A 23,277-nucleotide genomic window follows, 5' to 3' on the forward strand; every position below is an offset into this window, starting at 1 on the left:
AAGCCTATGTTTAAAAAAGTAATAATTGCTGAAGATCTTGATGCAATGAATTTAGGAATTCAACAAGTTTTAAAAGAGTTAAATATTGTCGATTTTCAACATTCGAAATTTTGTGATGATGCATTTCTAAAAATACGCGCCGCTATTAATCAAAATGAACCATATGATTTGTTAATCAGTGATCTTTCGTTTAAAACAGATCATCGTAAAATAGATATTGCAAGCGGAGACGAACTGGTTGAAAAAGTTCGTAAACTCCAGCCAGATATTAAAATCATTGCTTATTCTGTAGAAGATAAAAGTTTTAGAATTAAATCTCTTTTTGAAAATGCCGAAATTGATGCTTTTGTACTCAAAGGTTTAAATAGTATTGAAGAATTAAAAAAGGCGATCACTATAATTTCAAGTTCCGATCAAAAATTTATTTCGCCAGAAGTAGCCTCTGCTTTACAGGAAAAAAACAATTTCGAAATTGATGATGTCGATATTAAAATTCTAAAGTATTTATCGTCTGGAACTTCACAGGATGAAATCATAGAAATTTTCAAAAACTCAGATATTAAACCCAACAGCAAAAGTGCCGTAGAAAAAAGATTGTCTAAACTTAAAGACTTTTTTAAAGCGAACAACACTGTTCATTTGGTTTCAATTACAAAAGATATGGGAATTATTTAATTCCTTTCTTCTAATTTTTCAAAGCTCCTTCGGGGGCTTTTTTTATTGCTGCAATTTAAAATTTACGGATTATGGATTTCCGTAATATGATGGTTTTGATTGATTATACATTTGGATAATTAATTTAAATAACAAACCAATGGAAATAAATATTCAACTGAAATCATTAGCAGATAAAATAAATCAGCTAAAAAGTAAAATTGAAACAGAAGAATCTACCAAACATGCTTTTGTACTGCCTTTTATACACATTTTGGGTTACGACGCTTTTAATCCGCTAGAAGTAGTTCCTGAGTTTACAGCAGATCTTGGGCTGAAAAAAGGAGAAAAAGTAGATTATGCTATATTCCAAAACGGCGAACCTATCATTATTGTTGAATGCAAAAGCTGGAAAGAGAAACTAACTGTTCATAATTCGCAGTTATTTAGATATTTCCATGTTACAAAAACCCGATTTGCTCTTTTAACAAACGGAATCAATTATCAATTTTTCACTGACTTAGACGATCAAAATAAAATGGATGAAAAGCCATTTCTAGAATTTGATATCTGTAATCTAAAAGAAAATACAATAAACGAAATCGCAAAATTCCACAAAGCCAATTTCGATGTAAATAATATTGTAAGCAATGCCAGTTCTTTAAAATACATTAAAGAAATAAAAAAACAAATCAATGCAGAATTAGAAAGTCCTTCCAATGATTTCACAAAACTATTTGCAAATAAAGTTTACGCTGGAAGACTTACTGAAAAGGTCGTAGATGAATTTAAAGATCTAGTTCAGAAATCTGTGAGTCAATATATCAATGATAAAATTAACGATCGCCTAAACGCAGCTTTAACAAAAGAAACCATTAAACAGCAAGACGAAGAAATTTCTATAGTCGAAGATGATAATAAAATTAATACCACCGAAGAAGAACTTGAAGCGTATCGTATAGTAGTTGCAATTTTACGCAGAAAACTGCCAACAAGCCGAATCGTACATCGCGATACACAATCTTATTTTGGAATTTTACTTGACGACAATAATCGCAAACCTTTGTGCAGACTTCATCTTAATGGAAGTAAAAAATACATTAGTTTATTCAATGATAATAAAACCGAAACAAAAATCTCTATTTTATCAATAGACGATATTTATCAATTTGAAAAAGAATTATTAGAAACTGCTGCACTTTACGAAACGGAATAAAATCAAGTGTAAGTACGCATTTTGCACAACATAATTCTAATTAGATTTATCCCAACTTACAAACTTAACCAAACCCAAAAAGCCTATGCAAAAAAACTACCTCATCTTACTTTTAGTATTTACGTTTTACTCCTGCAAAAAAGCTTCGGCGCCGCCGCCGCCACAAATAAATTCATTTTATAAAACGGTAGTTACGGCAGATGACCGCAAGACCATTACAGCAGAAGAAGCCAAAACGTATCATGTAAACACTACTTATCAATACAAATATAGAACTGGAAATCCGGGACATTACGAATACAATTATAATGTAAAAGGAATAAATACAAAAGGCGATTCAGTTTTTGGAAATGTAAATGTTCAGGGGAAATATGGTGCTGGTATATTAGAAGATTCCGCTGCTGAAATTGAAATTAACACCGAATGGGTTTCGCAAGGAAAATTAAAAGCCGTCGATAAAAAAGGAAACGAATACAGTTTAATTGTCAAAAAATAATGCATTAATGAAATATACTCTACTTATACTTTTTGTTTTTTTTACCTCATTTCATCCGCCAGAAACCACTGTATTTATTTGTGGTTCTACTGGCGCCAAAAAATATCATTATAAAGAAACCTGCCGCGGATTATCTTCCTGCAGTCACGGAGTGGTCAAAACATCCCTCAAACAAGCGCAGGGTTACGGCCTTACATTATGCGGATGGGAAGATTAATTCAGCTTCCCATTTCTTATTTAATCATTTGATAATAATCACTTTACAATAAATTCACATTAGTTTTATTAATTTGATATAAAACTAATCGTTATGAAATTCTTTAACCTAAAATTCCTCGTATCATTCAAAGAATGGCTTTTTTTAAGAGCTATGCAATCTTCTTTCCTTCATTAATAAACTATTTAAAAATAAAGGAAAGTACTATTGAATGAATAAAATTGAAAACTCATTTTTGAACAAAAACCAATTTGGTGAAGATTTCTTGTGGGGTGTTTCTACCGCCGCTTTCCAAATTGAAGGTGCACATGATTCTGACGGAAAAGGTTCTTCTATTTGGGATGTATTTACCTCTCAAAAGGGAAAAATAAAAAACGGCCATCATGCCCTCACCGCTTGCGATTTCTACAACTCCTACCAAAATGATATTGATCTGATTCGGGAATTGAATATTCCAAATTTTAGGTTTTCTATCAGCTGGCCTCGGATTATGCCAACTGGTATTCATCCTGTAAATCAAGCCGGAATTGATTATTACAATAAAATTATCGATTCGTTACTGGCATCTGGAATCGAACCTTGGATTACACTTTACCATTGGGATTTACCGCACGCCCTCGAAGTAAAAGGAGGCTGGACCAACCGCGAATCGGTTTCTTGGTTTTCAGAATATGTAGAGGTTTGTGCACAGTATTTTGGCGATCGTGTTAAAAACTGGATGGTAATTAATGAACCTTCTGTTTTTACAGGCGCGGGATATTTTCTAGGCATTCATGCACCAGGAAAAAAAGGAATTTCAAATTACTTAAAAGCGATGCATCATGTTACTTTGGCAACCGCTGCCGGCGCGAAGATTGTACGAAACAGAATTCCCGATGCAAATATCGGAACTACCTTTTCGTGCACGCATATCGAACCTGCGACACAAAGTGCTAAAGATATTGAAGCAGCAAAACGTGTTGATACTTTACTGAACAGAACTTTTATCGAACCGATTTTAGGTTTGGGCTATCCGCAGAAAGATCTTCCGGTTCTTAAAAAACTAAACAATTATATTTTAGAAGACGATTTAAACAATCTCGATTTCGATTTTGATTTTATAGGCCTGCAATGTTACACCCGAGAAGTCGTTAAATCGGCCATGCTGATTCCGTATATTGGCGCCGAATTAGTAAGCGCCGAAAAACGAAATGTGATTTCTACCGAAATGGGCTGGGAAGTTTATCCGCCAGCTTTATATCATGTTCTCAAAAAGTTTAATGAATACAAAGGAATCCGAAAAATTATTATTACCGAAAACGGCGCCGCTTTTGCCGATACGGTTACCAACGGAAAAGTATTCGACATCAAGCGAACACATTACATTCAGGATCATTTAGAACAAATCCTAAAAGCAAAAGAAGAAGGTTTAAATGTTGAAGGTTATTTTGTGTGGAGTTTAACCGATAACTTCGAATGGGCCGAGGGTTACAATGCCCGTTTCGGATTAATTCATGTAGATTTTGAAACCCAGAAACGAACCATTAAAAACTCAGGATTATGGTTTAAGGATTTTTTATCTTAAAAGAGATTCTTTAAAAATATAAAAGCCTTTCACGTGAAAGGCTTTTTGCTTTTGAAATCAGATTATCTATTACAGAAATCTAAATTTATAATTCTGTTTTAAAATGCCGACATGGATCTTGCCGTTTTGTTTTAAATGCGCTGTCACGATAATATATTTTTCTTCGGGATATTTTACATCATAGCTGAAAATTGTATCTCTTACCTTAACCTGCAGCAGATGTTTTCCATCATCTGATGTCGATAGTGCCACTGTTTCATAAGAAGGCAGTGCATTTGTTGCTTTTAAGTTAATTTCCTTAACTTTCTTTTTATCCAGAAGTACTTCGAGTTTTAAGTTATCGAGTTTCATATTTGTGGGCTGTTCAAACGAGACTACATATTTTTTACAGCCAAAAGTGCATAAAACAATTAATAGTAAAATAAGCTTTTTCATAAAAGTATTTTTAAACGGATAATATTAGAATCAAAATATCTTATAAATATAAATAATTTTATAACAAATCTGCTGCTTAAAAGGGAAGTTTAGCTTCTCTGAAAAACTAGCAGTCAGCAGTAAAAAAACTTTCAAAAAAAATGGATTTTAGAGCAAAAAAAAATCGTTATTTTATTGATATTCATTAGGTTTATCGGGATTTTTTTCTTATCTTTATAGTATAAATAACAGATAATATATGCCAAAAAACAAACTATTTAAATGCCTAAATTACGCCTTAAAAAATTATTCTTTTTACCACTTCAAGCATTTTATTTTTCAGAATGCTTCACACTTTCATTTAGAAATTATTCTTTCTAATTTCTTTTCTGTAGAAATTACCAACACAGAAAAATTACTCGAGCAGCCGCTCCAATTTCAATCCTAATTATTTTTCTCGGCTTTATCTTCTACTATTTTTAGAAAATAGGTCTGCAAAATTTAGAAAAGATTTCCTCTTCTGGAAACTTCTTTCGCCTCTTCATTTTTATTATTCACCAAAACCCTTTTATATGCCAGTATTTTCAACTTCGCTAATCAAATTCTTTTCAGCACTTTCAATTCTTTCAACAATTCTATATTATTTGTATATTATTTAAAGTCCGAAACCAACTTTTTCTCGACTTATTACATCTATTAAAGTAGAGACTATCTAAACCTAAATAATAATTTAAAAACTCAAAGCAGGCTTTCTTGTTTATGTAATTGGGAATTCGCGGGAATCTTAAGGAAACGCGGGAATTCTGGGAATTCCTTATCTACAATAGCTTGAAACGCCATTCCTTTGCCAAAGAAATTAGTACCAGTTTTGTCTGCAGACTAAAACAAAATAAAAACTAGTTCTAATTATCAGTGTGAAAAAACGTAAGACCGAGTTTATTCGGGAAGTATAAAATACGTCTTACGATTCTACACGCAACACTTCCCAAAATCAATTTGGTGTCGCCTTACTATTCTCTGGATCATTCCAGACAGCCACACCTATGTCTAATTTCTAAATTAAATCAAAATGAAAAAACTAATACTATTGTTCGCTTTTGCGTCACTGTTCTCTATATTTTCTTGTACTCCTGACGAGTACGAAACGCTGCCAAAGAAGGATATCAACTTCTCACCGCCAGTGGGTCCTGAACCTCCAACACCAGACCCTGATGGTCCTGGTGAGGTGCCAAAACCACCAGTAAAGCCATAAGCTTATTAAATATATATTTTTAGTATCTAATTAATTACTATTTTCGGGGAAAGTAAATTTATATGTTACGGTCCCCGTTTTTTTATTTTATTATACTTCTTTTTCTTTTTTCCTGTAAAGAAGAAAAGAGCTCTAATCTCAATATCGAATCTATACGAAAAGAGGCACTTAGTTTACGAGATAAGGCTGATGAAAATTATCAAAAACAAAACTTCAACACCGCTTTTTATGACTTTAACAAATCTAAACTACTTTTTGAAACGCTAAAAGACAGTGCCAATATTTCTTATATACTTATTCAAATGGCAGCTATCCAGCAAACCAATGGAGATTATTACGGTAGTAAGGAAACAGTAACTGAAGCATTACCTTATGCTAAAAAGAATAAAGATCATATAAGTTGTATCAATAACATATTAGGGATTGCTGACAAGGAACTTTCGCTTTACGATGATGCCATTTTCTACTATAAAGAATCAGTTAAAGACTCAAAAGATCTTGAAGAGAAACACGCCCCTCTAAGCAATATTGCAACTGTATATATTCAACAAAAAAAGTATGATGAGGCAATTACTATTCTAGAATCACTTTTAAACAAAAAATTTTTAGAGAAAAAAACTAAAGCCAGTTCTAAAGCCAGAATACAAGACAATTTAGGCTATGCTTATTTTAAAAATGGTTTGGATAAAAAAGGATTCAATTTAATGAATGAAGGTTTACAGTTAAAAAATGATATCCATGATGCTTACGCAAGCATTGAAAGTTACTTGCACCTTGCCGATTATTATGCTAAAAAAGACCTTCAAAAATCGGATCAAAATGCTCTTTTGGCTTACACTACAGCTACCAAACTAAATAGTATTGACGAAAGACTAGAAGCACTTCAAATTTTGATTTCTAATAATCACAGTACTCGTGACACTAAATATGTGCAAAAGTATTTTAAACTAAACGATAGTATTATTAAAGTTAGAAACAACTTTAAAAATAAATCTGCTAAAATAAAATACGACGCTAAAAAAGAAAAAGATGAGAACGAAAAGCTTCGTTTAGAAAAGGCAGAAAATCTCTTGTCTCTTCAAAGAGCGAAATATATGCGAATTGTTTTTGTAATTGTGTTTGTTTTTTTAGTGATTCTTATAGCAATTTTAATCCGCTATTATAAAAATAAGAACAAGGCTATCGAATTTAAGTCTTCGTATGATACTGAAACTCGAATTGCTAAAAAAATTCATGACGAACTTGCAAATGATGTCTTTCAAGTAATAGCTTTTGCTGAATCTCAGCCACTAGCTAAAGAAAATACGAAAGAGAACCTGCTCCAAAAATTAGATGATATTTACGGACGCGTGAGAGGGATTTCAAGAGAAAACAACAGCATTGATACGGGGGTAAATTTTACAAAAAGCATTAAAGAAATGCTTTCTGCTTATAATACGGCCGAAAGAAATATTATGGCTACTAATATCGAAAATGTTAATTGGGAGGTAATGGACGAAGTAAAAAAAGTTACCATCAGCCGAATTTTACAGGAATTAATGGTCAATATGAAGAAACACAGTCAAGCCAGCCTTGTTGTAATAAAATTTGACAGTGACCAAAAATCAGTTCTAATAAATTATACAGATAACGGAAAAGGCTGTGAAAAAAGTAATATTGCAAGAAATGGTCTTCAGAACATGGTAAATCGTGCTCAGGCCGTTAAAGGAACTATTGATATCGATACAGAACCTGATAAGGGCTTTAAAGTAAAAATAGTTATACCCGAATAAACAACAGGAAATTTCATATTCCGCAGGAATATCTCATCGGTAGAAAAAACGTTTTGTTTTTCATTGTCTCCTGTAAAAACACCTCTTTTTACGGAATACAACTCTTTCCCTATTAATCAAACGTTCCTACGCAACGTATTAATATTAATTCAATTTTTTTCTACCGATGAGACATTTGTATGGAATGTTGTTTTTTAAATAAAAAAAGCCTTTCAAGATGTTACTCTCAAAAGGCTTTCTTTCTACAAATTAATTGGCAATCTTATTTCCATCCGCCGCCCAAGTCTCTATAAACATGGACTGCAGCATTTAATTGTTCTTTTTTAGTATCCACTAATTCTAATTTTGCTTCTAATGCATCGCGCTGTGTCATTAAAACTTCAAAATAATCTACTCTAGCCGATTTAAACAAATCGTTTGAAACATCAATAGAAGTATTTAAAGCATCTACTTGTTTCGCTTTAAGGTCATATCCTTTTTGAAGATTCTCGATCTTAGACAATTGATTTGAAACTTCTAAATACGCATTTAAAACCGTACGATCGTAATTGTATAAAGCCTGAAGCTGTCTCGAATTGGCGCTTGCAAACTCAGCTTTAATTGCATTTCTGTTAATTAATGGCGCCACAAGATCTCCTGCTAATGAATATAAAAGAGATTCTGGCATTGTAAACAAATAAGAAGGTTTAAAAGCCTGCACACCAATTGCTGCCGAAATATCCAAAGATGGATAAAACTCTGCACGAGCTACTTTTACATCTAATTTTGCTGCTACTAATTCCAATTCTGCCTGTTTAATATCTGGGCGATTTGCTAACAACTGAGACGGAATTCCAGAACTTACAACTGCTGGAAGCAAGCTTAAGAAATTATTGTTATTGGTTCTCTTAATTTCCTGAGGATATCTTCCTAACAAAAAGTTGATTTTGTTTTCTGTCTCTTTTATCTGCTGTAAGATATCAAACTCCATACTTTGTGAAGTTAAAACTTCTGCTTCAAACTTCTTAACTCCCAATTCTGTTGCTCTTGCAGCCTGCTTTTGCACTTTTACAATCTCTAAGGCATTGGTCTGCAATTTGATCGTTTGTTTTACAATATCCAACTGATTGTCTAAAGCGATTAATTCATAATAAGAATCAGCCACTTCAGCGATGAGGTTTGTAATAACAAAGTTTTTACCTTCAACAGAAGCTAAATATCTGTTTAGTGCTGCTTTTTTAGAATTGCGCAGTTTTTTCCAGATGTCTACTTCCCAATTTGCGTATGCCGAAATAGTAAAATCTCCCAACGGATCTGGGGTTTCTATACCTGGTTTAATCTCTGTTGTGGCATCACCAGCACCTTGGCTTGTATATCTACCCACTTTTTCTACTCCAGCTCCAGCACGAATACCAGCTGTTGGAAGTAAAAGCCCTTTTCTTACACGAATATCATTCTTTGCGATTTCAATTTCCTGTAAAGTGATATTTAACTCCTGATTGTTTTTTATGGCAATATCTATTAAATCTACCAGATTCTGATCTTTAAAATAATCTTTCCAGTTTAAAGCTGCCGTATTATTGTTTGCGTCCTGATTTTGAACTGTTGTGCCAAATGATTCAGGAACTGGTGCGCTTGTTGTTATTGCTGCCTCAGGCGCAGGGGTTTTGCAACCTGCAGCCATAAGACAAATCCCCAACGCAATACCATATTGATAGGTTTTGAATTTATACATGATTGTTATCAATTTCTTCTGTTAATGGATTCTCTTCTTCATGTTTTACCAGTTTGTGTTTCTCTGCAATTTTTGCAAATATGAAATACAATCCAGGAATCACAAATACACCGCAAATAGTTCCGATAAGCATACCTCCCGCGGCGGCAGTACCAATCGTTCTGTTACCAATTTTACCTGGACCACTAGCAAAAGCAAGTGGTAATAAACCTGCAATAAAAGCAAACGATGTCATCAAGATTGGACGGAACCTTGCTTTTGCTCCTTCCATTGCAGCTTGTAAAACAGATAAACCCGCAGCATGTCGCTGAATCGCAAACTCTACAATCAGTACGGCATTTTTACCAAGTAACCCAATAAGCATTACCATGGCAACCTGCGCATAAATATTGTTTTCTAATCCTGTTAATTTTAATAAAAGGAAAGCTCCAAAAATACCCGCTGGTAAAGAAAGAATTACAGATAACGGAAGAATAAAACTTTCATACTGTGCAGCAAGAACTAGATAAACGAATCCTAAACAGATTAAGAATACCCAAATTGCCTGATTTCCCTGTGCCACCTCATCGGCAGAAATACCTGCCCAGTCAATGTCGTATCCTCTTGGTAATTTTTCAGCAGCTACTTTCTGAATTACTTTAATCGCAGTACCAGAACTATAACCCGCCGCTGGAGAACCACTGATCTGAGTTGAGGTATACATATTGTGACGTGTAATTTCTGAAAGTCCATATACTTTTTCTAATTTCATAAAAGCAGAAAAAGGCACCATTTCATCACGATCGTTTTTCACATACAATTTTAAGATATCATCTGGCTGTGCACGATATTCTGGTGAAGCCTGAACAATTACTTTATAGTTGATTCCGAATTTAATAAAACTGATTTCGTAGTTACTTCCCACAAGAGTTGACAGCGTATTCATGGCATTTTCGATAGAAACCCCTTTTTGCTGCGCCAAATCATTGTCGACTTTCATCATGTATTGAGGGAAACTAGAACTATAAAAACTAAATACGTTTGATAATTCTGGCTGTTTATTCAATTCAGCAACAAAATCGTTATTTACTTGTTCCATTTTCTTATAATCTACAGAACCGGTTTTGTCAAGTAAACGAAGTTCAAATCCTCCCGCGGCTCCATATCCAGGTACAGCAGGCGGCTGGAAGAATTCGATATTAGCCCCCGTAATATCTTTACATTTTTCTTCCATTTCATGCATGATCTCCACAACAGATTCTTTTCTGTCGCTCCAGTCTTTCAGGTTGACCAAACAAGTTCCTGAGTTTGCTCCTGTACCTTCAGACAAAATTTCATAACCGGCTAATGAAGAAACAGATTTTACTCCATCAATATCTTCTGCAATTTTTTGAACTTTCTCTGCAATATTATTTGTTCTTTCTAAAGACGAACCCGGAGGTGTCTGAATTACAGCATAAAACATTCCCTGATCCTCATTCGGAATAAATCCAGAAGGAACGTTGCTGCTTATTATCCATGTTCCCGCACAGAAAGCTAAAAGTGCCACAATAGTCACAACTCTTCTATCAACAATTTTAGCTAATAAATTTTGATATTTACCTTGCGCTAAATTGAACTTTTCGTTGAAAGCATCAATAAATCTATTGGCTGGTGTTTTCTTTTTAGGTTTACCGTGATTATTTTTTAACATCATTGCACAAAGTGCCGGTGTCAATGTCAAAGCCACAATACCTGAAAGGATAATTGCAGTTGCCATCGTTACAGAGAACTGTCTGTAAAATACCCCAACTGGACCTGACATAAAAGCAACAGGAATAAATACCGCCGCCATTAAGAATGTAATTGCTATAATAGCTCCAGCAATTTCATGCATCGCTTTTTTGGTAGCTTTAATTGGCGAGAGATGTTCTTCTTCCATCTTGGCGTGAACGGCTTCGATAACTACAATCGCATCATCGACGACGACTCCAATTGCCAAAACCAAAGCAAATAGCGTAATCAAGTTCAATGAAATATCAAAAAACGTCATGAATACAAAGGTTCCAATTAACGAAACTGGTACTGCAATTGCCGGAATAATCGTAGAACGCCAGTCTCCTAAGAAAAGGAAAACTACTAAACCAACGAGAATAAATGCTTCAACCAAAGTATGAATTACTTTTTCTATAGAAGCATCCAAGAATTTAGAAACGTCATACGAAATTTCATAATCCATCCCTTTTGGAAATCTTTGTTTGATTTTTTCCAGTTTAGCCTTCACTTCTTCAATAACCTGATTGGCATTAGATCCAAAAGATTGTTTTAATACAATAGCTGCAGATGGTCTTCCGTTCAAATTCGAATATATATCGTACATCGAACTTCCAAACTCCACTTTAGCAACATCTTTCAATCTCAAAAGTTCTCCGTTTGGATTTGCTTTTACTACAATATTCTCATATTGTTCTTTTGTTGTAAAACGTCCTGAATATTTCAAAACATACTCAAATGCCTGAGAACGTTTACCAGAACTTTCCCCCGTTTTTCCCGGAGAAGCTTCCAAACTCTGACTTGATAATGCTTCCATTATTTCATCAGCAGAAATTTTATAAGCCAGCATACGATCTGGTTTCAACCAAATACGCATGGCATATTCACGTGTTCCTAAGATATCTCCGGAACCAATACCATTTACCCTTTTTAATTCTGAAAGCACATTGATATCGGCATAGTTATACAAGAACTTCATGTCGGTATTTTTGTCTGTACTGTAAAGGTTCACGTACATCAACATACTCGGTACTTCTCTTGTAATTTTGATTCCTTCTCTAATTACCAATGGAGGTAATTTATTGGTAACCGAAGCCACACGGTTCTGAACATTAATCGCCGCCTGATTTGGATCTGTTCCCAAGTTGAAAACCACTTTTATTGTAGCTTCACCATCATTTCCAGCATCAGAAGCCATGTATTTCATTCCTGGAACTCCATTTAAGGCTCTTTCCAAGGGAATAACTACGGCTTTAACCATCAATTCACCATTAGATCCTGGATAATCGGCAGTCACATTCACCATTGGAGGTGAAATGGTAGGGAATTGCGTAATTGGTAAATTCAATACAGACAAAACCCCTAAAAAGACAATTATCAGCGATATCACTATCGACAATACTGGTCTTTGTATAAATTTATTAAACATTTTTATATTTTTTAATGATTAAAACTAAAAGGAAATCAATAAATTAACATCACATTTTTAAAACTGAACACTAAAAACTGCGACTGAACACTGATTTATTCTGCTTTTAAGCGCAGGTTATTAATTACCTTTTTAGGAGATTCAAATCCGTATTTAATTTTGTCATTTTCTTTTACCTTCTGAACGCCTTCAAGCAAGATTTTGTCACTTTCATTAAGGCCGCTTTTGATCACATATAAATCAGGAATTTCACCTGTAATTGTGATTTCTCTAGAGCTTACTTTATCGTTTTTATCTATAACAAAAACATACTTTTTATCCTGAATTTCGTAAGTAGCTTTTTGTGGAATTACAATAGCATTTTTCAAAGGAACATTCATCTGCACTTGGCCAGTTTCACCGTTTCTAAGTAATTTTCCTGAGTTAGGGAATCTTGCTCTAAAAGCAATATTTCCAGTTTCATTATTAAATTCACTTTCTATAACTTCAACATTTCCTTTGTCTTTAAAAGTGTCTCCGTTAGCCAAAACTAAATTTACTTTGTTATCTGCACGATCTTTTACGTTTGTTTCGTATTGAAGATATTCTGGTTCAGAAACATTAAAATAAGCAAACATCTGGCTGTTGTCTGAAAGGCTTGTCAATAATTCGCCTTCATCGATCAAACTTCCCAATTTTAATGGAATTCTGTCAATTGTTCCGTCAAACGGCGCTCTGATTTCAGTAAATGATAAGTGTAATTTTGCCAAAGCAACTTCAGCTTTTGCCGATTGTAATTTTGCCTGAGCAACAGTTAATTCGTTTCTTGAAACGATATTTTTATCTGCCAGTAATTTAGAATTCTGCAATTCAATTTCTACAGATTTTTGTTCAGCCTGAGCTTTAAGTAATTCAGCCTGATACATGTTTGGCATAATTCTAAACAACAGCTGGCCTTTTTTTACAAACTGTCCTTCGTCAACATAAATATTTTGTAAAAACCCTTTTTCCTGGGCGCGGATTTCGATGTTTCGAACAGATTTAATCTGCGAAACGTATTCCTTCGTAAACGAAGTGTCAATTCTTACCGGATTTGTTACAGTAAACTTTTCCGCTTCTTCTTTTTCTTCTTTTTTTTGTGTACAACTGGTTAAGCACACCAAGGCCATAAAGCCTGCGAACAAGATGATTCTTTTCATGATTTTTTAAATGGAAATTAAGCGATTGAATGCTTGGAATACAGAGATTCCTTAAAGATGGTTAAAACATCAGTAAGCCTTGGTCTGACCTTAATTGTCATATAAGCGGAAGTAGAAAAAAAAAATACAGCAGCAAGATATGCAGGATCGCAACTTAGGCAACCAATGTATACTTTTAAATCAAATTCTTAATACTCGTTGAGTAATGTATAAAGGATTTGAATGCCCTAATGCAGGCGTAGAAATTTTAAAACGATTGGAATCATTTGCAAGAGATTGATCTGATAAAGACAGATACAAGTCGTCTACAAGGCTGTAAGACGCAGCAAAAAATTTATTCGTAAGTCCATCAACATCATCATTTCCTAGAAGATCTTCCTCAATATCAATATCAGCGGCATCTTCTATAGTTGAAGATCCACGATCTTGACTGGTGAATTTAACATGATGTTTCTTTTCAAGATTATGGTGCTGAGGTAGTTCAAAAGTATTTGCATTAAGATATTGACCTCCGCCAAGCAGAAGCATATTCATGAATACTAAAAATACTATTAACTTTCTCATTTGGGTGCGAAAGTAATAAAAGATTGGAATAAAAAAAATAAAATAAGAAAGTCTTAACATGTAATCGCAAACGAAAACGTTTTCCCTTTAAAATAATTTTAAAAGTTATTGTTTTGCACTACAAACAAACACAAAACATTACAAACCAATTACTTAAAACACAACCTGCATAATTACGTATTCCTGTCCTGCTTTAGTAAAAACTTCTCCAGTATCTTCCATGCCGAATTTTTCGTAGAATTGTTTTTTTTCTGCTCTGGCATTACACCAAACTTTTTTCAATTGTTTTTCTCTTGCAGAGTTTAAAATATGATTTAATAATTCTGATGCAATTCCTCTGCCTTGATATTCAATTAAAGTAGCTAATTTTCTAAACTGCATCTCCTCTCCACTTATAAAACAAGAAACAATTGACACTAATTTATCGTCTTCAAAAGCACCATAATGCAGTCCGAAATTATCTTCTTCCATCTGTACGAATTCAAAAGGCTGCTCTGGCCACATCACTTCGTGCCTGATCTGCCAAGTATCGGATGCAGTAATTGTTTTGATTTCCATTTTCGTTTTATTGAAGTTCATCAAAAGTAACGCATTTTTATCTGAAACAGAAAAGCTTAAAGATGGAACGTAAAATTTAAGTTTAAAAGTTTACAAGAAAATAAATCAGATAAATCATTCAATTTAAATGATTTATGATTATTTTTATAAGACCAAAATCAAATAAATTCCGTTATGAAAAAATTCTTTTTAGCAGTATTTTTATGTATTTGTGTAAATGGTTTTGCGCAGCTAATACAAATCGGACCACAGATTTCTACCAATATTACTTCTGTAAATGCCAAAAATTTCAGCTCAGATCACACCAATACTGGAATTGGTTTTACAGCTTTTGCCCGAGTAAATCTTTTACTTTTTTATGGTCAAGGGGAATTTGGTTATGCAAAATCTAATTTCAGCGTTTATCAAGATGGTATTGGAGAAACCGAATTTAAATTGGGAGGAACAGATGCAACTTTAATTGCAGGATATAAACTTATCCCACTTGGAAAAGCTGGAAATGTGCGACTGTTTGTGGGCTATAACTGGAAAAATTATTCAGACATTAGTACCAATAATAATCTTAATTCTATTGCACTTGAAAAGAACAATCATAGTGTTCTTGGCGGTGTTGGAGTTGATATCTGGAAATTGACTTTTGACTTAAGATATCTAGCGGGATTAACAGATATTGATTCATCTAATGGCGAAATTAAAACAGGCATAACCAATTTTTCGCTCGGATTTAAATTCTTGTAAAAATATAAAATCATAAAAAAAGGAATCAATTTGATTCCCTTTCCGTTATATCTTAATGTAGTAACTTTCTAAATTATCAGTATCAATTTTTTCAATACCTTTTTTTGTTTTAACCGCAACATTAATTACATGCAGTACATTTGATTTTTGGTTTATACTGCAGTTCCAAATCGTTCCGTCTGAAAGTATAATTTCTGAAAATAACGATACTGCACATTTTTTATCATTATAAACTAAGTTCTCTGTTTTTAGAACTTTCTTTTGTTTTGTTTTTCGATCCACTTCGTAAAACAAAATCTCATTTTCATTAATTTCAATAAATTCGTCAACGTTTGTTTGATTGGCAGCTGCGACAGAAGTTGTTGCCCAAAGTGGCTGACTTCCAGATTTTTTCCAAGTTCCAACGGCTTGGTCGAGAATCTCTTTTCGTAAAACCTCTCGTAAAGTATCTACTTTTTTAATCGATTCTTGAGCAATTTCATTTTCAGGCTTAATTTTAGCAGCAAAAGAAAATAATTCAATAGCTTTAACAAAATCAGCCTTTTTATAATAAGAAACAGCTAAGTCATATTTATTTTTTTGGAAAACAGTTTTATGATCACTCTGTGCATAAGACGCAAAAGCCATCAACAAAACAATCAGTAGAAATGTCTTTTTCATAAAATTAGTATATTATCTATTATTGGGCAAAAATATCTTTTTTAGATATATTTTCCTACTTTTACAATAAAACAAATTTATTTTTATTGAATCAAAATAAAAAAACGTCTCTTTCCTATTGGAAAAAGACGTTTTACTATATTAAAAAAGCAGTCTAACTATTTCAAATGTAATATATTATTTTCTGGAGTTGCATCCATAAAAATACCTCCATCCAATTCTATCTGTTCAATTTTTTTTGTGCTTTTCAGACTGATTTTCGCTGTTTTTGGATTCTTTTCCCAAATAGCAGGAGTTTGATGTATTGTTGCTTTTGATTTATCTGCATAAGTAATGATGACATCAAAAGGAATAGCAAAACCTCCAATGTTTTCTACTGTAATAGCTTTTTTATCAGCAGAAACACCTTTAACTGCAATGTCAAGATAATTGTTCGTGAAAAACCAATTATTGAAAAACCAGTTTAGATTTTTTCCTGTTGAGGTATTAAATGAATTAAAATAATCCCATGGAATTGGATGTTTTCCATTCCAAGTATCCATATACTCGTGAAGTGCTTTTTTGAACAAATCATCTCCAAGCATATCTTTTAAAGCCAAATAAGAAAGAGAAGCTTTTCCGTATGAATTATTGCCATATCCCGCTCCAGAAACTTGTGTCGACATAGAGATTATCGGCTGATCTTCTTCAGCAGAACGATCATTTATATATCCTTTTACTCTAAAATCTTTATAAAATTTATCTGCAGCTTCTTTTCCATGTTCTGCAATTCCAATTAAATACTCAAAAGTTGTTGCCCAGCCTTCATCCATAAAAGCATAACGCGTTTCGTTGATTCCCATATAAAAAGGGAAATAGGTATGTGCCACTTCGTGATCTTGTACCAATTGAGCGAAAACAGGATCTCCCATTTGCGAATCGTTACACATCATTGGGTATTCCATATCTGCAAAACCTTGGAAAGCTGTCATTTTAGAAAACGGATATGGAACTCCAGGCCAGTTGTTAGAAAACCAATCTAATGCATATTGGTTGTTTTTTACCGAATTTACAAAGTCTGTTCCGGTAATATTATATGCTGCCTGAACGCTCGCGCGACGGTTTGTTTTTTTATCTACAACAACACTGCTGGCATCCCATAAATAATGATCGCTTAAACCAAAAGTTACATCTGAAATATTTTTCGCTTCAAACTTCCAAACATTCCAATCGTATTGTTTGGTTACAATACCGCTTTTCATTTCCTGCTCATTAGCAATATGCAGAATTTCATCTGTTGTATATGATTTTTTTAAACGTGCCGCAAATTCCGGCTGTAAAACCTCATCTGGATTTAATAAATCTCCTGTCGCATAAACCACATAATTTTTAGGTGCTTTAACAGAGAAAACATAATCATTAAAATCATTATAAAACTCCTGGCGATCTGTATGCGGTAATCTGTCCCAGCCGTTGTAATCATCAAAAACCGAAACACGCGGATAGCTGTAGGCTACAAAAAAAGTAGTTTCGTCTATTTGTCCTTCTCTCCCGCTTTCTTTAGACAAAGGATAATTCCACTGAATGTTTAAGACAATTTTAGAGTGCGGTAAAATGACTTTTTTCAATTTTACATTTCCAACTGTTCCCCAGTTTTTCGCGTCTTCTTTATACACTTCATTTTCTATTTTTAACGACGTAATAGTTAAACCTTCGCTTAAAAAATCATCGCTTACACCTCCGCCGCGAGGAGCAGATGGTTTATGAAGATTGTTTACAAAACGAATGGCTATGTTTCTTAAAGTATCTTTACTGTTGTTTTCGTAAATAATAGTTTCTGTTCCGCTGACAAGTCTCGTTTTCGGATCTACAGAAATTTCCATATTGTATTTTCCGTGATTCTGCCAATAGTTCTTTCCGGGTTTTCCGTCTTTAGAACGGGTTCCTTCTGCGTAAGCTTTTTTAATATTTCTTGGCATGTAAAGTTCTTGCGCAAAGCTGTTTTGGGTAAAAAAGACAAATGCTATTACTGCAAATTGCAATATTTTCTTTTCCATAAGTAATTCTTAGGTCGATTAAAGTTTAGTTTTTGATAACAGTTAGTGTATTTTTTTCTGCTAATGTTACAAATTTAATTATTAATTGTTAATTGTTAGTGGTTAATTGTTAATGGTTGATAGTTTGTAGTTTGTAGTTTGTAGTTTGTAGTTTGTAGTTTGTAGTTTGTAGTTTGTGGTTGATGGTTTGTGGTTGATGGTTGATGGTTGGCGGTTAATTGTTAATGGTTGATAGTTTGTGCTTTGTGGTTGATGGGTTATAATCCATTGTTAATGGATAACTCATAACAGTAAAAACTTAGCACCTCAGCACCTCAGCCTCTCAGCACCTTAAAAAAAAACCGCCTGCTTCAAAAGAAACAGACGGTATCTACAATTAATATATAACCTTGATTACTACAAAATATAGTCGGTATTAATAAAATTTGATTCTTTGCTGTTAAGCAATTCCTGCAGAATCTCATTATTATAATCGATATCTTTTGAAGCTACAAACGTACGAATGGAGAAAGAACGTAAAGCATCTGGAATACTCAAAGTTCCTACGGCCGAATCTTTACGGCCTGTAAAAGGGAATGCATCCGGCCCTCTTTGGCATGAGCTGTTAAGGTTTACTCTGCAAACTAAATTTACCAAGGCATCAATAAGCGGTGCAAGTGTTTTGATGTCTTTACCAAACAAACTTACTTGCTGTCCATAATTGGATTCTGCCATATCAACTAAAGGTTCTTTAATATCTGTAAAAGAAAGTACTGGAATTACGGGTCCAAATTGTTCTTCATGATAAACGCGCATTTCCTTATTTACAGGATATAAAACTGCTGGAAAAATATAATTATCAGTATGTTTTCCTCCTTTTTCATTAATAATTTTTGCGCCTTTTCCGGTTGCATCATCAATTAAACCTTGAATATAATTTGGTTTATCTGTTTCTGGAAGCGGTGTTAATGAAACTCCTTTTTCCCAAGGATTTCCAAAAGTCAATGCATCTACCTTTTCAGCAAAACGTCTGTTGAATTCTTCTCTAATAGATTCATGAACATATAACACTTTTAAAGCCGTACAACGCTGCCCGTTAAACGATAAAGTTCCTGCAATACATTCTTGGATAGCCAAATCTAAATCGGCATCTGGTAAAATAATGGCTGGATTTTTGGCTTCTAAACCTAAAATTAAACGCAGTCTATTTTTGTTTGGATGCTGATCTTGTAAAGCAATCGCCGATTTACTGTTTCCAATTAATGCCAAAACATCAATTTTTCCAGATTTCATAATCGGAGAAGCCACTTCACGCCCTCTACCGTAAACAATATTGATTACGCCTTTTGGAAAACTGCTTCTAAAAGCTTCTAATAATGGCGAAATACATAAAACACCATGTTTAGCCGGTTTAAAAATCACCGTATTTCCCATAATTAAAGCAGGAATCAACAATGAAAAAGTCTCGTTTAAAGGATAATTGTAAGGTCCAAGACACAATACAACTCCAAGAGGTCCGCGGCGAATCATTGCGTTTACACCTTGTACTTTTTCAAAATGCGAACTGCGTCCGTTTAATTCCTTGTAGCTGTCAATAGTATCGTAAATATATTCTACAGTTCTGTCGAATTCTTTTTGTGAATCTCCAAGGTTTTTTCCAATTTCCCACATCAAAAGTTTAACCACTTCTTCGCGGGTTTCTTTCATTTGTTTCACAAAATTTTCCATGCTTTTTATACGATCCGCTACTTTCATAGTCGGCCATAAGCCTTGGCCCATATCGTATGCATTGGTAGCAGCTTCGACAACTTCTGCTGCTTCTTTATCTCCCATAAAAGGAATAGATCCCAGTAAAGTCGGTGAATATTTTTCAGTTGAAGAAATAGTTGAAAACACAGGTGTGGTTTGCCCTGTCCATTGTTTCAATTCTCCATTTACAAGATAAGTATCTTGATTTATCAGCGTATTTATCTGATATTCTTCTGGTATAAAACTCATAATTTGGTTGTTTAATAGTCTGGTAATTCTATTTTCAAAAGAAAAAAGAGGCTTTAATATGCCTCTTCTCCTTTTATGGTTGTACTGTTTCGCCTTCCCAATCCAGGATTCCGCCAAGCAGATTGTAAGCATTTTGTATACCCAATTCGTTCATTACCTGACATGCTTTTGCACTTCTAGCACCAGAACGGCAGTATACATAGTAATTTTTATTTTTGTCTAATTCTTCGATTTCATAAATAAACCCCTGCCCTTTATTGATATCAATGTTTAAAGCATTTTCAATATAGCCGTCATTAAATTCGTCTTCAGTTCTTACGTCAAGTATAACTGCATTTTCGTCAGCCTCTAACTGTGCAACCCAATCTTCTTGTGATAAATTCATAATAAAATGTCTTTTTGTAAAATTACGACGTTTCTTTCTATAAAAAACGTACCAAATGCGATTTCGATTATAATTCTCAGAAAACGTTTTAGAGAAACTATTATAATCAGTGATTTACAAATTTACTTACTATTTTTAAAAATTCAGTCCACAAAATCGATAGAAAATAGGATTTTTTCATTTACACAAAATACATCTTAAATATAGTTTTATGCCAATCAATACCATTTCAATCTATTATCTTTGTAAAAAATTATATATTTTAATCTCTTTTTGATAAAACTAAAGATATTAAAAAACATCTGTCAGTTCAAGCAAAGTTTACAATCTTACGCTGCTCGATTTGATAAAATCATTTAATTCAATGCAAAATTCATTACAAAATATCTTTCCTAATTTCTCCAGTGAACTTATCGCAACTATTGAAGAAAACGGAAGTCTTCAGGATTTTGAAGCCGGCACTATCTTAATGCGTACCGGACAATACATTAAAAACACCGTTTTAATCACCAAAGGTAAAATCAAGATTTATCGCGAAGGCGAAGATGGCGGCGAATTCTTAATGTATTATTTACAGCCCGGACAAGCCTGTGCTATCTCGATGATTTGTACTGCCAAAAGCGAGAAAAGCCAGATTATGGCAAAAGTTGTAGAAGATGTTTCTGTAATGATGATTCCGCTGCAATTAATGGACAAATGGATGATGGAACACAGAAGCTGGTACGAATTTGTTATCGAAACTTACCGAAGCCGTTTTGAAGAAGTACTGGAAGTTGTTGATAATATTGCTTTCCGTTCTATGGATGAACGTTTAGAATTTTACTTAAAAAGACATTCTGATGCCTGCGGTTGCTCTGAAGTCAATTTATCGCATCAAGAAATTGCTACAGAACTAAATACATCAAGAGAAGTGGTATCCAGATTACTCAAAAAAATGGAACAGCGAGGTTTGGTCAAACTCAACCGAAACCAGATTGAGTTACTGAAATAGTTTTTTTTTAGCCACGAATTCACGAATTTTATTTTTTTCAATCTGAAACGAATAAAATTAGCACTAATTCGTGAATTCGTGGCGAAAATTTTTCCTGTTGTCAGGCTGAGCGAAGTCGAAGCCTTACAAAGCATTTCGACTTCGCTCAATGTGTCATGCGAATTAATGAATTTGTGTCAAAAAAACAGAAAATCTCGTTCTGTGATAAATGTTACTGTGGGATTCTAATTTCCGAAGCAACTTTGCATCAAAATAAATGCAATGGAATATTTAGGATTTTTTGCTTCAATCATAATCGGAATTTCGCTTGGCTTAATTGGTGGCGGCGGTTCTATTCTGACTATTCCTATTTTAGTTTATTTATTTAAGGTAAATCCAGACCAGGCAACGTCATACTCTTTATTCATTGTTGGATTAACTGCTTTATCAGGAAGTTACAGCCATTATAAAATGGGAAACTTAAAACTGAAATCGGCTTTGTATTTTGCAGTTCCGTCGGTTATTTCCATTTTAATTATTCGCGAAGTCATATTTCCTCAAATTGCGGCAACCTTATTTTGTGTAGCGTCTTATACCGTCTCAAAAGATTTCCTGATCATGATTATCTTTTCTGTATTAATGATTACGGCAGCAATTTCGATGATCAAAAAAAATCAGCCAGAAATAAAAACAACCGAAACCAATTATCTGCAGCTAAGCTTAATTGGCTTTTTAGTCGGAATCGTAACTGGGTTTCTAGGAGCGGGCGGCGGGTTTTTAATTATTCCAGCGCTTCTTTTTTTCGCCAATTTACCTATGAAGCAAGCTGTTGGAACTTCATTATTAATTATAACAATTAATTCTTCAATAGGTTTTGCAGGCGACTTATATATCGGAACACCAATCGATTATACATTTTTACTAAGTGTTTCTGCCATGGCTTTAATCGGGATGATTATTGGGAGCCGACTTTCTACAAAAATCGATGGCTCAAAACTAAAACCAATTTTTGGATGGTTTGTGCTTGTAATGGGTTTTTACATCATTACAAAAGAAGTTTTGTTTTAACTTTTAAAATTTGAAGCAGATCGCCAATCTGTCTAGATTTTTATTTAAATATTTTGAATTTAGTTTTACTTGTAGAGTAATCTTTGTCAAAGTTTTTACACTTTGACAAAGATGAAACTAAAAAGTAAGTTTTAAATCTCTCCAAACCTGTCTTTATAACGTTCAAGCTCATTTTCGGTTCGGTTCAGAAGTTTTTCCAGCAGCTGAATTTTGTCTTCGTAAAGCTCTTTTAAAATAGCAGTGTTATCAGTATTAATCAAAATACTTCCGTTATTGTTTCCTGTAATTTTATTAAAATTATTGAAATACTTATCGTAGTCAAAGCTTATAATATCTTCCACTCTAACATCCAAAATCCTTCCTATTTCAACCAATTTTTCGTAACTCAAAGAAGTTTTTCCTTTTTCAATTTTACTGTAACCCGCCTGCGTTACACCTAATCTTTCTGCCATGTATTCTTGAGTATAATTTTTTAACTCTCTAATATTTTTAATCTTGTTTTTAATCGTTGCGGCCATAATTTTTTCTGATTTGGAGGTCATGTATAGTTAAAACAGCCAGCTGTTAAACTCTTTAACAGCGTACCTATACTTATTTTTGGGTAATTTAAGCAGCTCTATAATTGGGAATTTATAAAGCAGCAGTTCGTTAATTTTTTCTTTACTATTGAAATAAACATACATA

The 23,277-nt window shown here is 33.6% G+C and carries 21 protein-coding genes; 10 read left to right on the forward strand and 11 right to left on the reverse strand.

Going from position 1 to position 23,277, the window contains the following annotated elements; genetic code table 11:
* Positions 1 to 6 precede the first annotated feature (6 nt).
* From BSF42_RS04100 to BSF42_RS04120, 5 genes are all read left to right on the forward strand, one after another.
* On the forward strand, positions 7 to 675 hold the full coding sequence (locus BSF42_RS04100) for a response regulator transcription factor (protein WP_095951850.1): 669 nt from the start codon (positions 7 to 9) through the stop codon (positions 673 to 675).
* A 139-nt stretch (positions 676 to 814) separates the two neighbouring features.
* Entirely contained in the window at positions 815 to 1,870 is a 1,056-nt protein-coding gene (locus tag BSF42_RS04105) for a type I restriction endonuclease (protein ID WP_095951851.1), read from the forward strand.
* Positions 1,871 to 1,955: 85 nt separating this feature from the next.
* Positions 1,956 to 2,366 carry a hypothetical protein gene (locus BSF42_RS04110; protein WP_095951852.1) on the forward strand — a complete coding sequence of 137 codons (411 nt, stop codon included), beginning with the start codon at positions 1,956 to 1,958 and terminating at the stop codon, positions 2,364 to 2,366.
* Positions 2,367 to 2,373: 7 nt separating this feature from the next.
* Positions 2,374 to 2,583 (forward strand): hypothetical protein, encoded by a 210-nt coding sequence (locus tag BSF42_RS04115; protein ID WP_095951853.1) that lies wholly within the window; start codon positions 2,374 to 2,376, stop codon positions 2,581 to 2,583.
* 211 nt (positions 2,584 to 2,794) lie between these two features.
* On the forward strand, positions 2,795 to 4,147 hold the full coding sequence (locus tag BSF42_RS04120; protein WP_095951854.1) for a GH1 family beta-glucosidase: 1,353 nt from the start codon (positions 2,795 to 2,797) through the stop codon (positions 4,145 to 4,147).
* A 69-nt stretch (positions 4,148 to 4,216) separates the two neighbouring features.
* Here BSF42_RS04120 and BSF42_RS04125 read toward each other — a convergent pair whose 3' ends face one another.
* Positions 4,217 to 4,582, reverse strand: a complete 366-nt coding sequence (locus tag BSF42_RS04125; RefSeq protein ID WP_095951855.1) for a hypothetical protein — start codon at positions 4,580 to 4,582, stop codon at positions 4,217 to 4,219.
* 1,048 nt (positions 4,583 to 5,630) lie between these two features.
* On the opposite strand from BSF42_RS04125, the gene BSF42_RS04135 reads away from it, so the two are divergent.
* Together BSF42_RS04135 and BSF42_RS04140 are read left to right on the forward strand one after the other, a co-directional pair.
* Positions 5,631 to 5,813, forward strand: a complete 183-nt coding sequence (locus BSF42_RS04135) for a hypothetical protein (protein ID WP_095951857.1) — start codon at positions 5,631 to 5,633, stop codon at positions 5,811 to 5,813.
* 302 nt (positions 5,814 to 6,115) lie between these two features.
* Positions 6,116 to 7,585 carry an ATP-binding protein gene (locus BSF42_RS04140; protein ID WP_371615087.1) on the forward strand — a complete coding sequence of 490 codons (1,470 nt, stop codon included), beginning with the start codon at positions 6,116 to 6,118 and terminating at the stop codon, positions 7,583 to 7,585.
* 262 nt (positions 7,586 to 7,847) lie between these two features.
* Here the strand turns inward: BSF42_RS04140 and BSF42_RS04145 are convergent, their stop codons facing one another.
* The 5 genes from BSF42_RS04145 to BSF42_RS04165 all read right to left on the reverse strand — a co-directional run bounded on the left by BSF42_RS04145 (position 7,848) and on the right by BSF42_RS04165 (position 14,759).
* On the reverse strand, positions 7,848 to 9,299 hold the full coding sequence (locus BSF42_RS04145; RefSeq protein ID WP_095951859.1) for a TolC family protein: 1,452 nt from the start codon (positions 9,297 to 9,299) through the stop codon (positions 7,848 to 7,850).
* On the reverse strand, positions 9,292 to 12,459 hold the full coding sequence (locus tag BSF42_RS04150) for an efflux RND transporter permease subunit (RefSeq protein ID WP_095951860.1): 3,168 nt from the start codon (positions 12,457 to 12,459) through the stop codon (positions 9,292 to 9,294). Before BSF42_RS04150 ends, BSF42_RS04145 begins: the two co-directional genes overlap by 8 nt.
* Positions 12,460 to 12,554: 95 nt before the next feature.
* Positions 12,555 to 13,637, reverse strand: a complete 1,083-nt coding sequence (locus BSF42_RS04155) for an efflux RND transporter periplasmic adaptor subunit (protein WP_095951861.1) — start codon at positions 13,635 to 13,637, stop codon at positions 12,555 to 12,557.
* Between the two features lie 180 nt (positions 13,638 to 13,817).
* Entirely contained in the window at positions 13,818 to 14,201 is a 384-nt protein-coding gene (locus BSF42_RS04160; RefSeq protein ID WP_095952063.1) for a hypothetical protein, read from the reverse strand.
* Positions 14,202 to 14,354: 153 nt separating this feature from the next.
* A complete protein-coding gene (locus BSF42_RS04165; RefSeq protein ID WP_095952064.1) occupies positions 14,355 to 14,759 on the reverse strand; it encodes a GNAT family N-acetyltransferase in 405 nt (134 codons plus the stop codon).
* 174 nt (positions 14,760 to 14,933) lie between these two features.
* Between BSF42_RS04165 and BSF42_RS04170 the strand changes: the two genes are divergently transcribed.
* Entirely contained in the window at positions 14,934 to 15,497 is a 564-nt protein-coding gene (locus tag BSF42_RS04170; protein WP_095951862.1) for an outer membrane beta-barrel protein, read from the forward strand.
* 45 nt (positions 15,498 to 15,542) lie between these two features.
* On the opposite strand, the gene BSF42_RS04175 is transcribed toward BSF42_RS04170, so the two are convergent.
* The 4 genes from BSF42_RS04175 to BSF42_RS04190 form a co-directional block, all read right to left on the reverse strand.
* A complete protein-coding gene (locus BSF42_RS04175) occupies positions 15,543 to 16,157 on the reverse strand; it encodes a tetratricopeptide repeat protein (protein WP_095951863.1) in 615 nt (204 codons plus the stop codon).
* 158 nt (positions 16,158 to 16,315) lie between these two features.
* The gene (locus tag BSF42_RS04180) at positions 16,316 to 18,193 is read right to left on the reverse strand and encodes a M1 family metallopeptidase (protein ID WP_095951864.1); all 1,878 of its coding nucleotides are present in this window, start codon (positions 18,191 to 18,193) and stop codon (positions 16,316 to 16,318) included.
* A 396-nt stretch (positions 18,194 to 18,589) separates the two neighbouring features.
* Positions 18,590 to 20,170: an NADP-dependent glyceraldehyde-3-phosphate dehydrogenase gene (locus BSF42_RS04185; RefSeq protein WP_095951865.1), complete on the reverse strand. Its 1,581-nt coding sequence runs from the start codon at positions 20,168 to 20,170 to the stop codon at positions 18,590 to 18,592.
* Between the two features lie 73 nt (positions 20,171 to 20,243).
* The gene (locus BSF42_RS04190) at positions 20,244 to 20,555 is read right to left on the reverse strand and encodes a rhodanese-like domain-containing protein (protein WP_095951866.1); all 312 of its coding nucleotides are present in this window, start codon (positions 20,553 to 20,555) and stop codon (positions 20,244 to 20,246) included.
* Positions 20,556 to 20,919: 364 nt separating this feature from the next.
* On the opposite strand from BSF42_RS04190, the gene BSF42_RS04195 reads away from it, so the two are divergent.
* Entirely contained in the window at positions 20,920 to 21,546 is a 627-nt protein-coding gene (locus BSF42_RS04195; protein WP_095951867.1) for a Crp/Fnr family transcriptional regulator, read from the forward strand.
* A gap of 261 nt (positions 21,547 to 21,807) precedes the next feature.
* The gene (locus tag BSF42_RS04200) at positions 21,808 to 22,593 is read left to right on the forward strand and encodes a sulfite exporter TauE/SafE family protein (protein ID WP_095951868.1); all 786 of its coding nucleotides are present in this window, start codon (positions 21,808 to 21,810) and stop codon (positions 22,591 to 22,593) included.
* Between the two features lie 131 nt (positions 22,594 to 22,724).
* Here the strand turns inward: BSF42_RS04200 and BSF42_RS04205 are convergent, their stop codons facing one another.
* Positions 22,725 to 23,111, reverse strand: a complete 387-nt coding sequence (locus BSF42_RS04205; protein ID WP_095952065.1) for a helix-turn-helix transcriptional regulator — start codon at positions 23,109 to 23,111, stop codon at positions 22,725 to 22,727.
* Positions 23,112 to 23,277: the final 166 nt, after the last annotated feature.

The organism is Flavobacterium sp. ACN6 (genome assembly GCF_002304005.1).
Lineage (GTDB): Bacteria > Bacteroidota > Bacteroidia > Flavobacteriales > Flavobacteriaceae > Flavobacterium.

Excerpts from the sequence above, each read along its gene's own strand:
- BSF42_RS04160 (WP_095952063.1), bottom strand. The coding sequence starts at position 14,201 with ATGAGAAAGTTAATAGTATTTTTAGTATTCATGAATATGCTTCTGCTT.
- BSF42_RS04190 (WP_095951866.1), bottom strand. The coding sequence starts at position 20,555 with ATGAATTTATCACAAGAAGATTGGGTTGCACAGTTAGAGGCTGACGAA.
- BSF42_RS04125 (WP_095951855.1), bottom strand. The coding sequence starts at position 4,582 with ATGAAAAAGCTTATTTTACTATTAATTGTTTTATGCACTTTTGGCTGT.
- BSF42_RS04180 (WP_095951864.1), bottom strand. The coding sequence starts at position 18,193 with ATGGAAAAGAAAATATTGCAATTTGCAGTAATAGCATTTGTCTTTTTT.
- BSF42_RS04175 (WP_095951863.1), bottom strand. The coding sequence starts at position 16,157 with ATGAAAAAGACATTTCTACTGATTGTTTTGTTGATGGCTTTTGCGTCT.
- BSF42_RS04205 (WP_095952065.1), bottom strand. The coding sequence starts at position 23,111 with ATGGCCGCAACGATTAAAAACAAGATTAAAAATATTAGAGAGTTAAAA.
- BSF42_RS04185 (WP_095951865.1), bottom strand. The coding sequence starts at position 20,170 with ATGAGTTTTATACCAGAAGAATATCAGATAAATACGCTGATAAATCAA.
- BSF42_RS04110 (WP_095951852.1), top strand. The coding sequence starts at position 1,956 with ATGCAAAAAAACTACCTCATCTTACTTTTAGTATTTACGTTTTACTCC.
- BSF42_RS04155 (WP_095951861.1), bottom strand. The coding sequence starts at position 13,637 with ATGAAAAGAATCATCTTGTTCGCAGGCTTTATGGCCTTGGTGTGCTTA.
- BSF42_RS04140 (WP_371615087.1), top strand. The coding sequence starts at position 6,116 with ATGGCAGCTATCCAGCAAACCAATGGAGATTATTACGGTAGTAAGGAA.
- BSF42_RS04170 (WP_095951862.1), top strand. The coding sequence starts at position 14,934 with ATGAAAAAATTCTTTTTAGCAGTATTTTTATGTATTTGTGTAAATGGT.
- BSF42_RS04120 (WP_095951854.1), top strand. The coding sequence starts at position 2,795 with ATGAATAAAATTGAAAACTCATTTTTGAACAAAAACCAATTTGGTGAA.
- BSF42_RS04100 (WP_095951850.1), top strand. The coding sequence starts at position 7 with ATGTTTAAAAAAGTAATAATTGCTGAAGATCTTGATGCAATGAATTTA.
- BSF42_RS04165 (WP_095952064.1), bottom strand. The coding sequence starts at position 14,759 with ATGGAAATCAAAACAATTACTGCATCCGATACTTGGCAGATCAGGCAC.
- BSF42_RS04145 (WP_095951859.1), bottom strand. The coding sequence starts at position 9,299 with ATGTATAAATTCAAAACCTATCAATATGGTATTGCGTTGGGGATTTGT.
- BSF42_RS04135 (WP_095951857.1), top strand. The coding sequence starts at position 5,631 with ATGAAAAAACTAATACTATTGTTCGCTTTTGCGTCACTGTTCTCTATA.
- BSF42_RS04115 (WP_095951853.1), top strand. The coding sequence starts at position 2,374 with ATGAAATATACTCTACTTATACTTTTTGTTTTTTTTACCTCATTTCAT.
- BSF42_RS04105 (WP_095951851.1), top strand. The coding sequence starts at position 815 with ATGGAAATAAATATTCAACTGAAATCATTAGCAGATAAAATAAATCAG.
- BSF42_RS04150 (WP_095951860.1), bottom strand. The coding sequence starts at position 12,459 with ATGTTTAATAAATTTATACAAAGACCAGTATTGTCGATAGTGATATCG.
- BSF42_RS04195 (WP_095951867.1), top strand. The coding sequence starts at position 20,920 with ATGCAAAATTCATTACAAAATATCTTTCCTAATTTCTCCAGTGAACTT.
- BSF42_RS04200 (WP_095951868.1), top strand. The coding sequence starts at position 21,808 with ATGGAATATTTAGGATTTTTTGCTTCAATCATAATCGGAATTTCGCTT.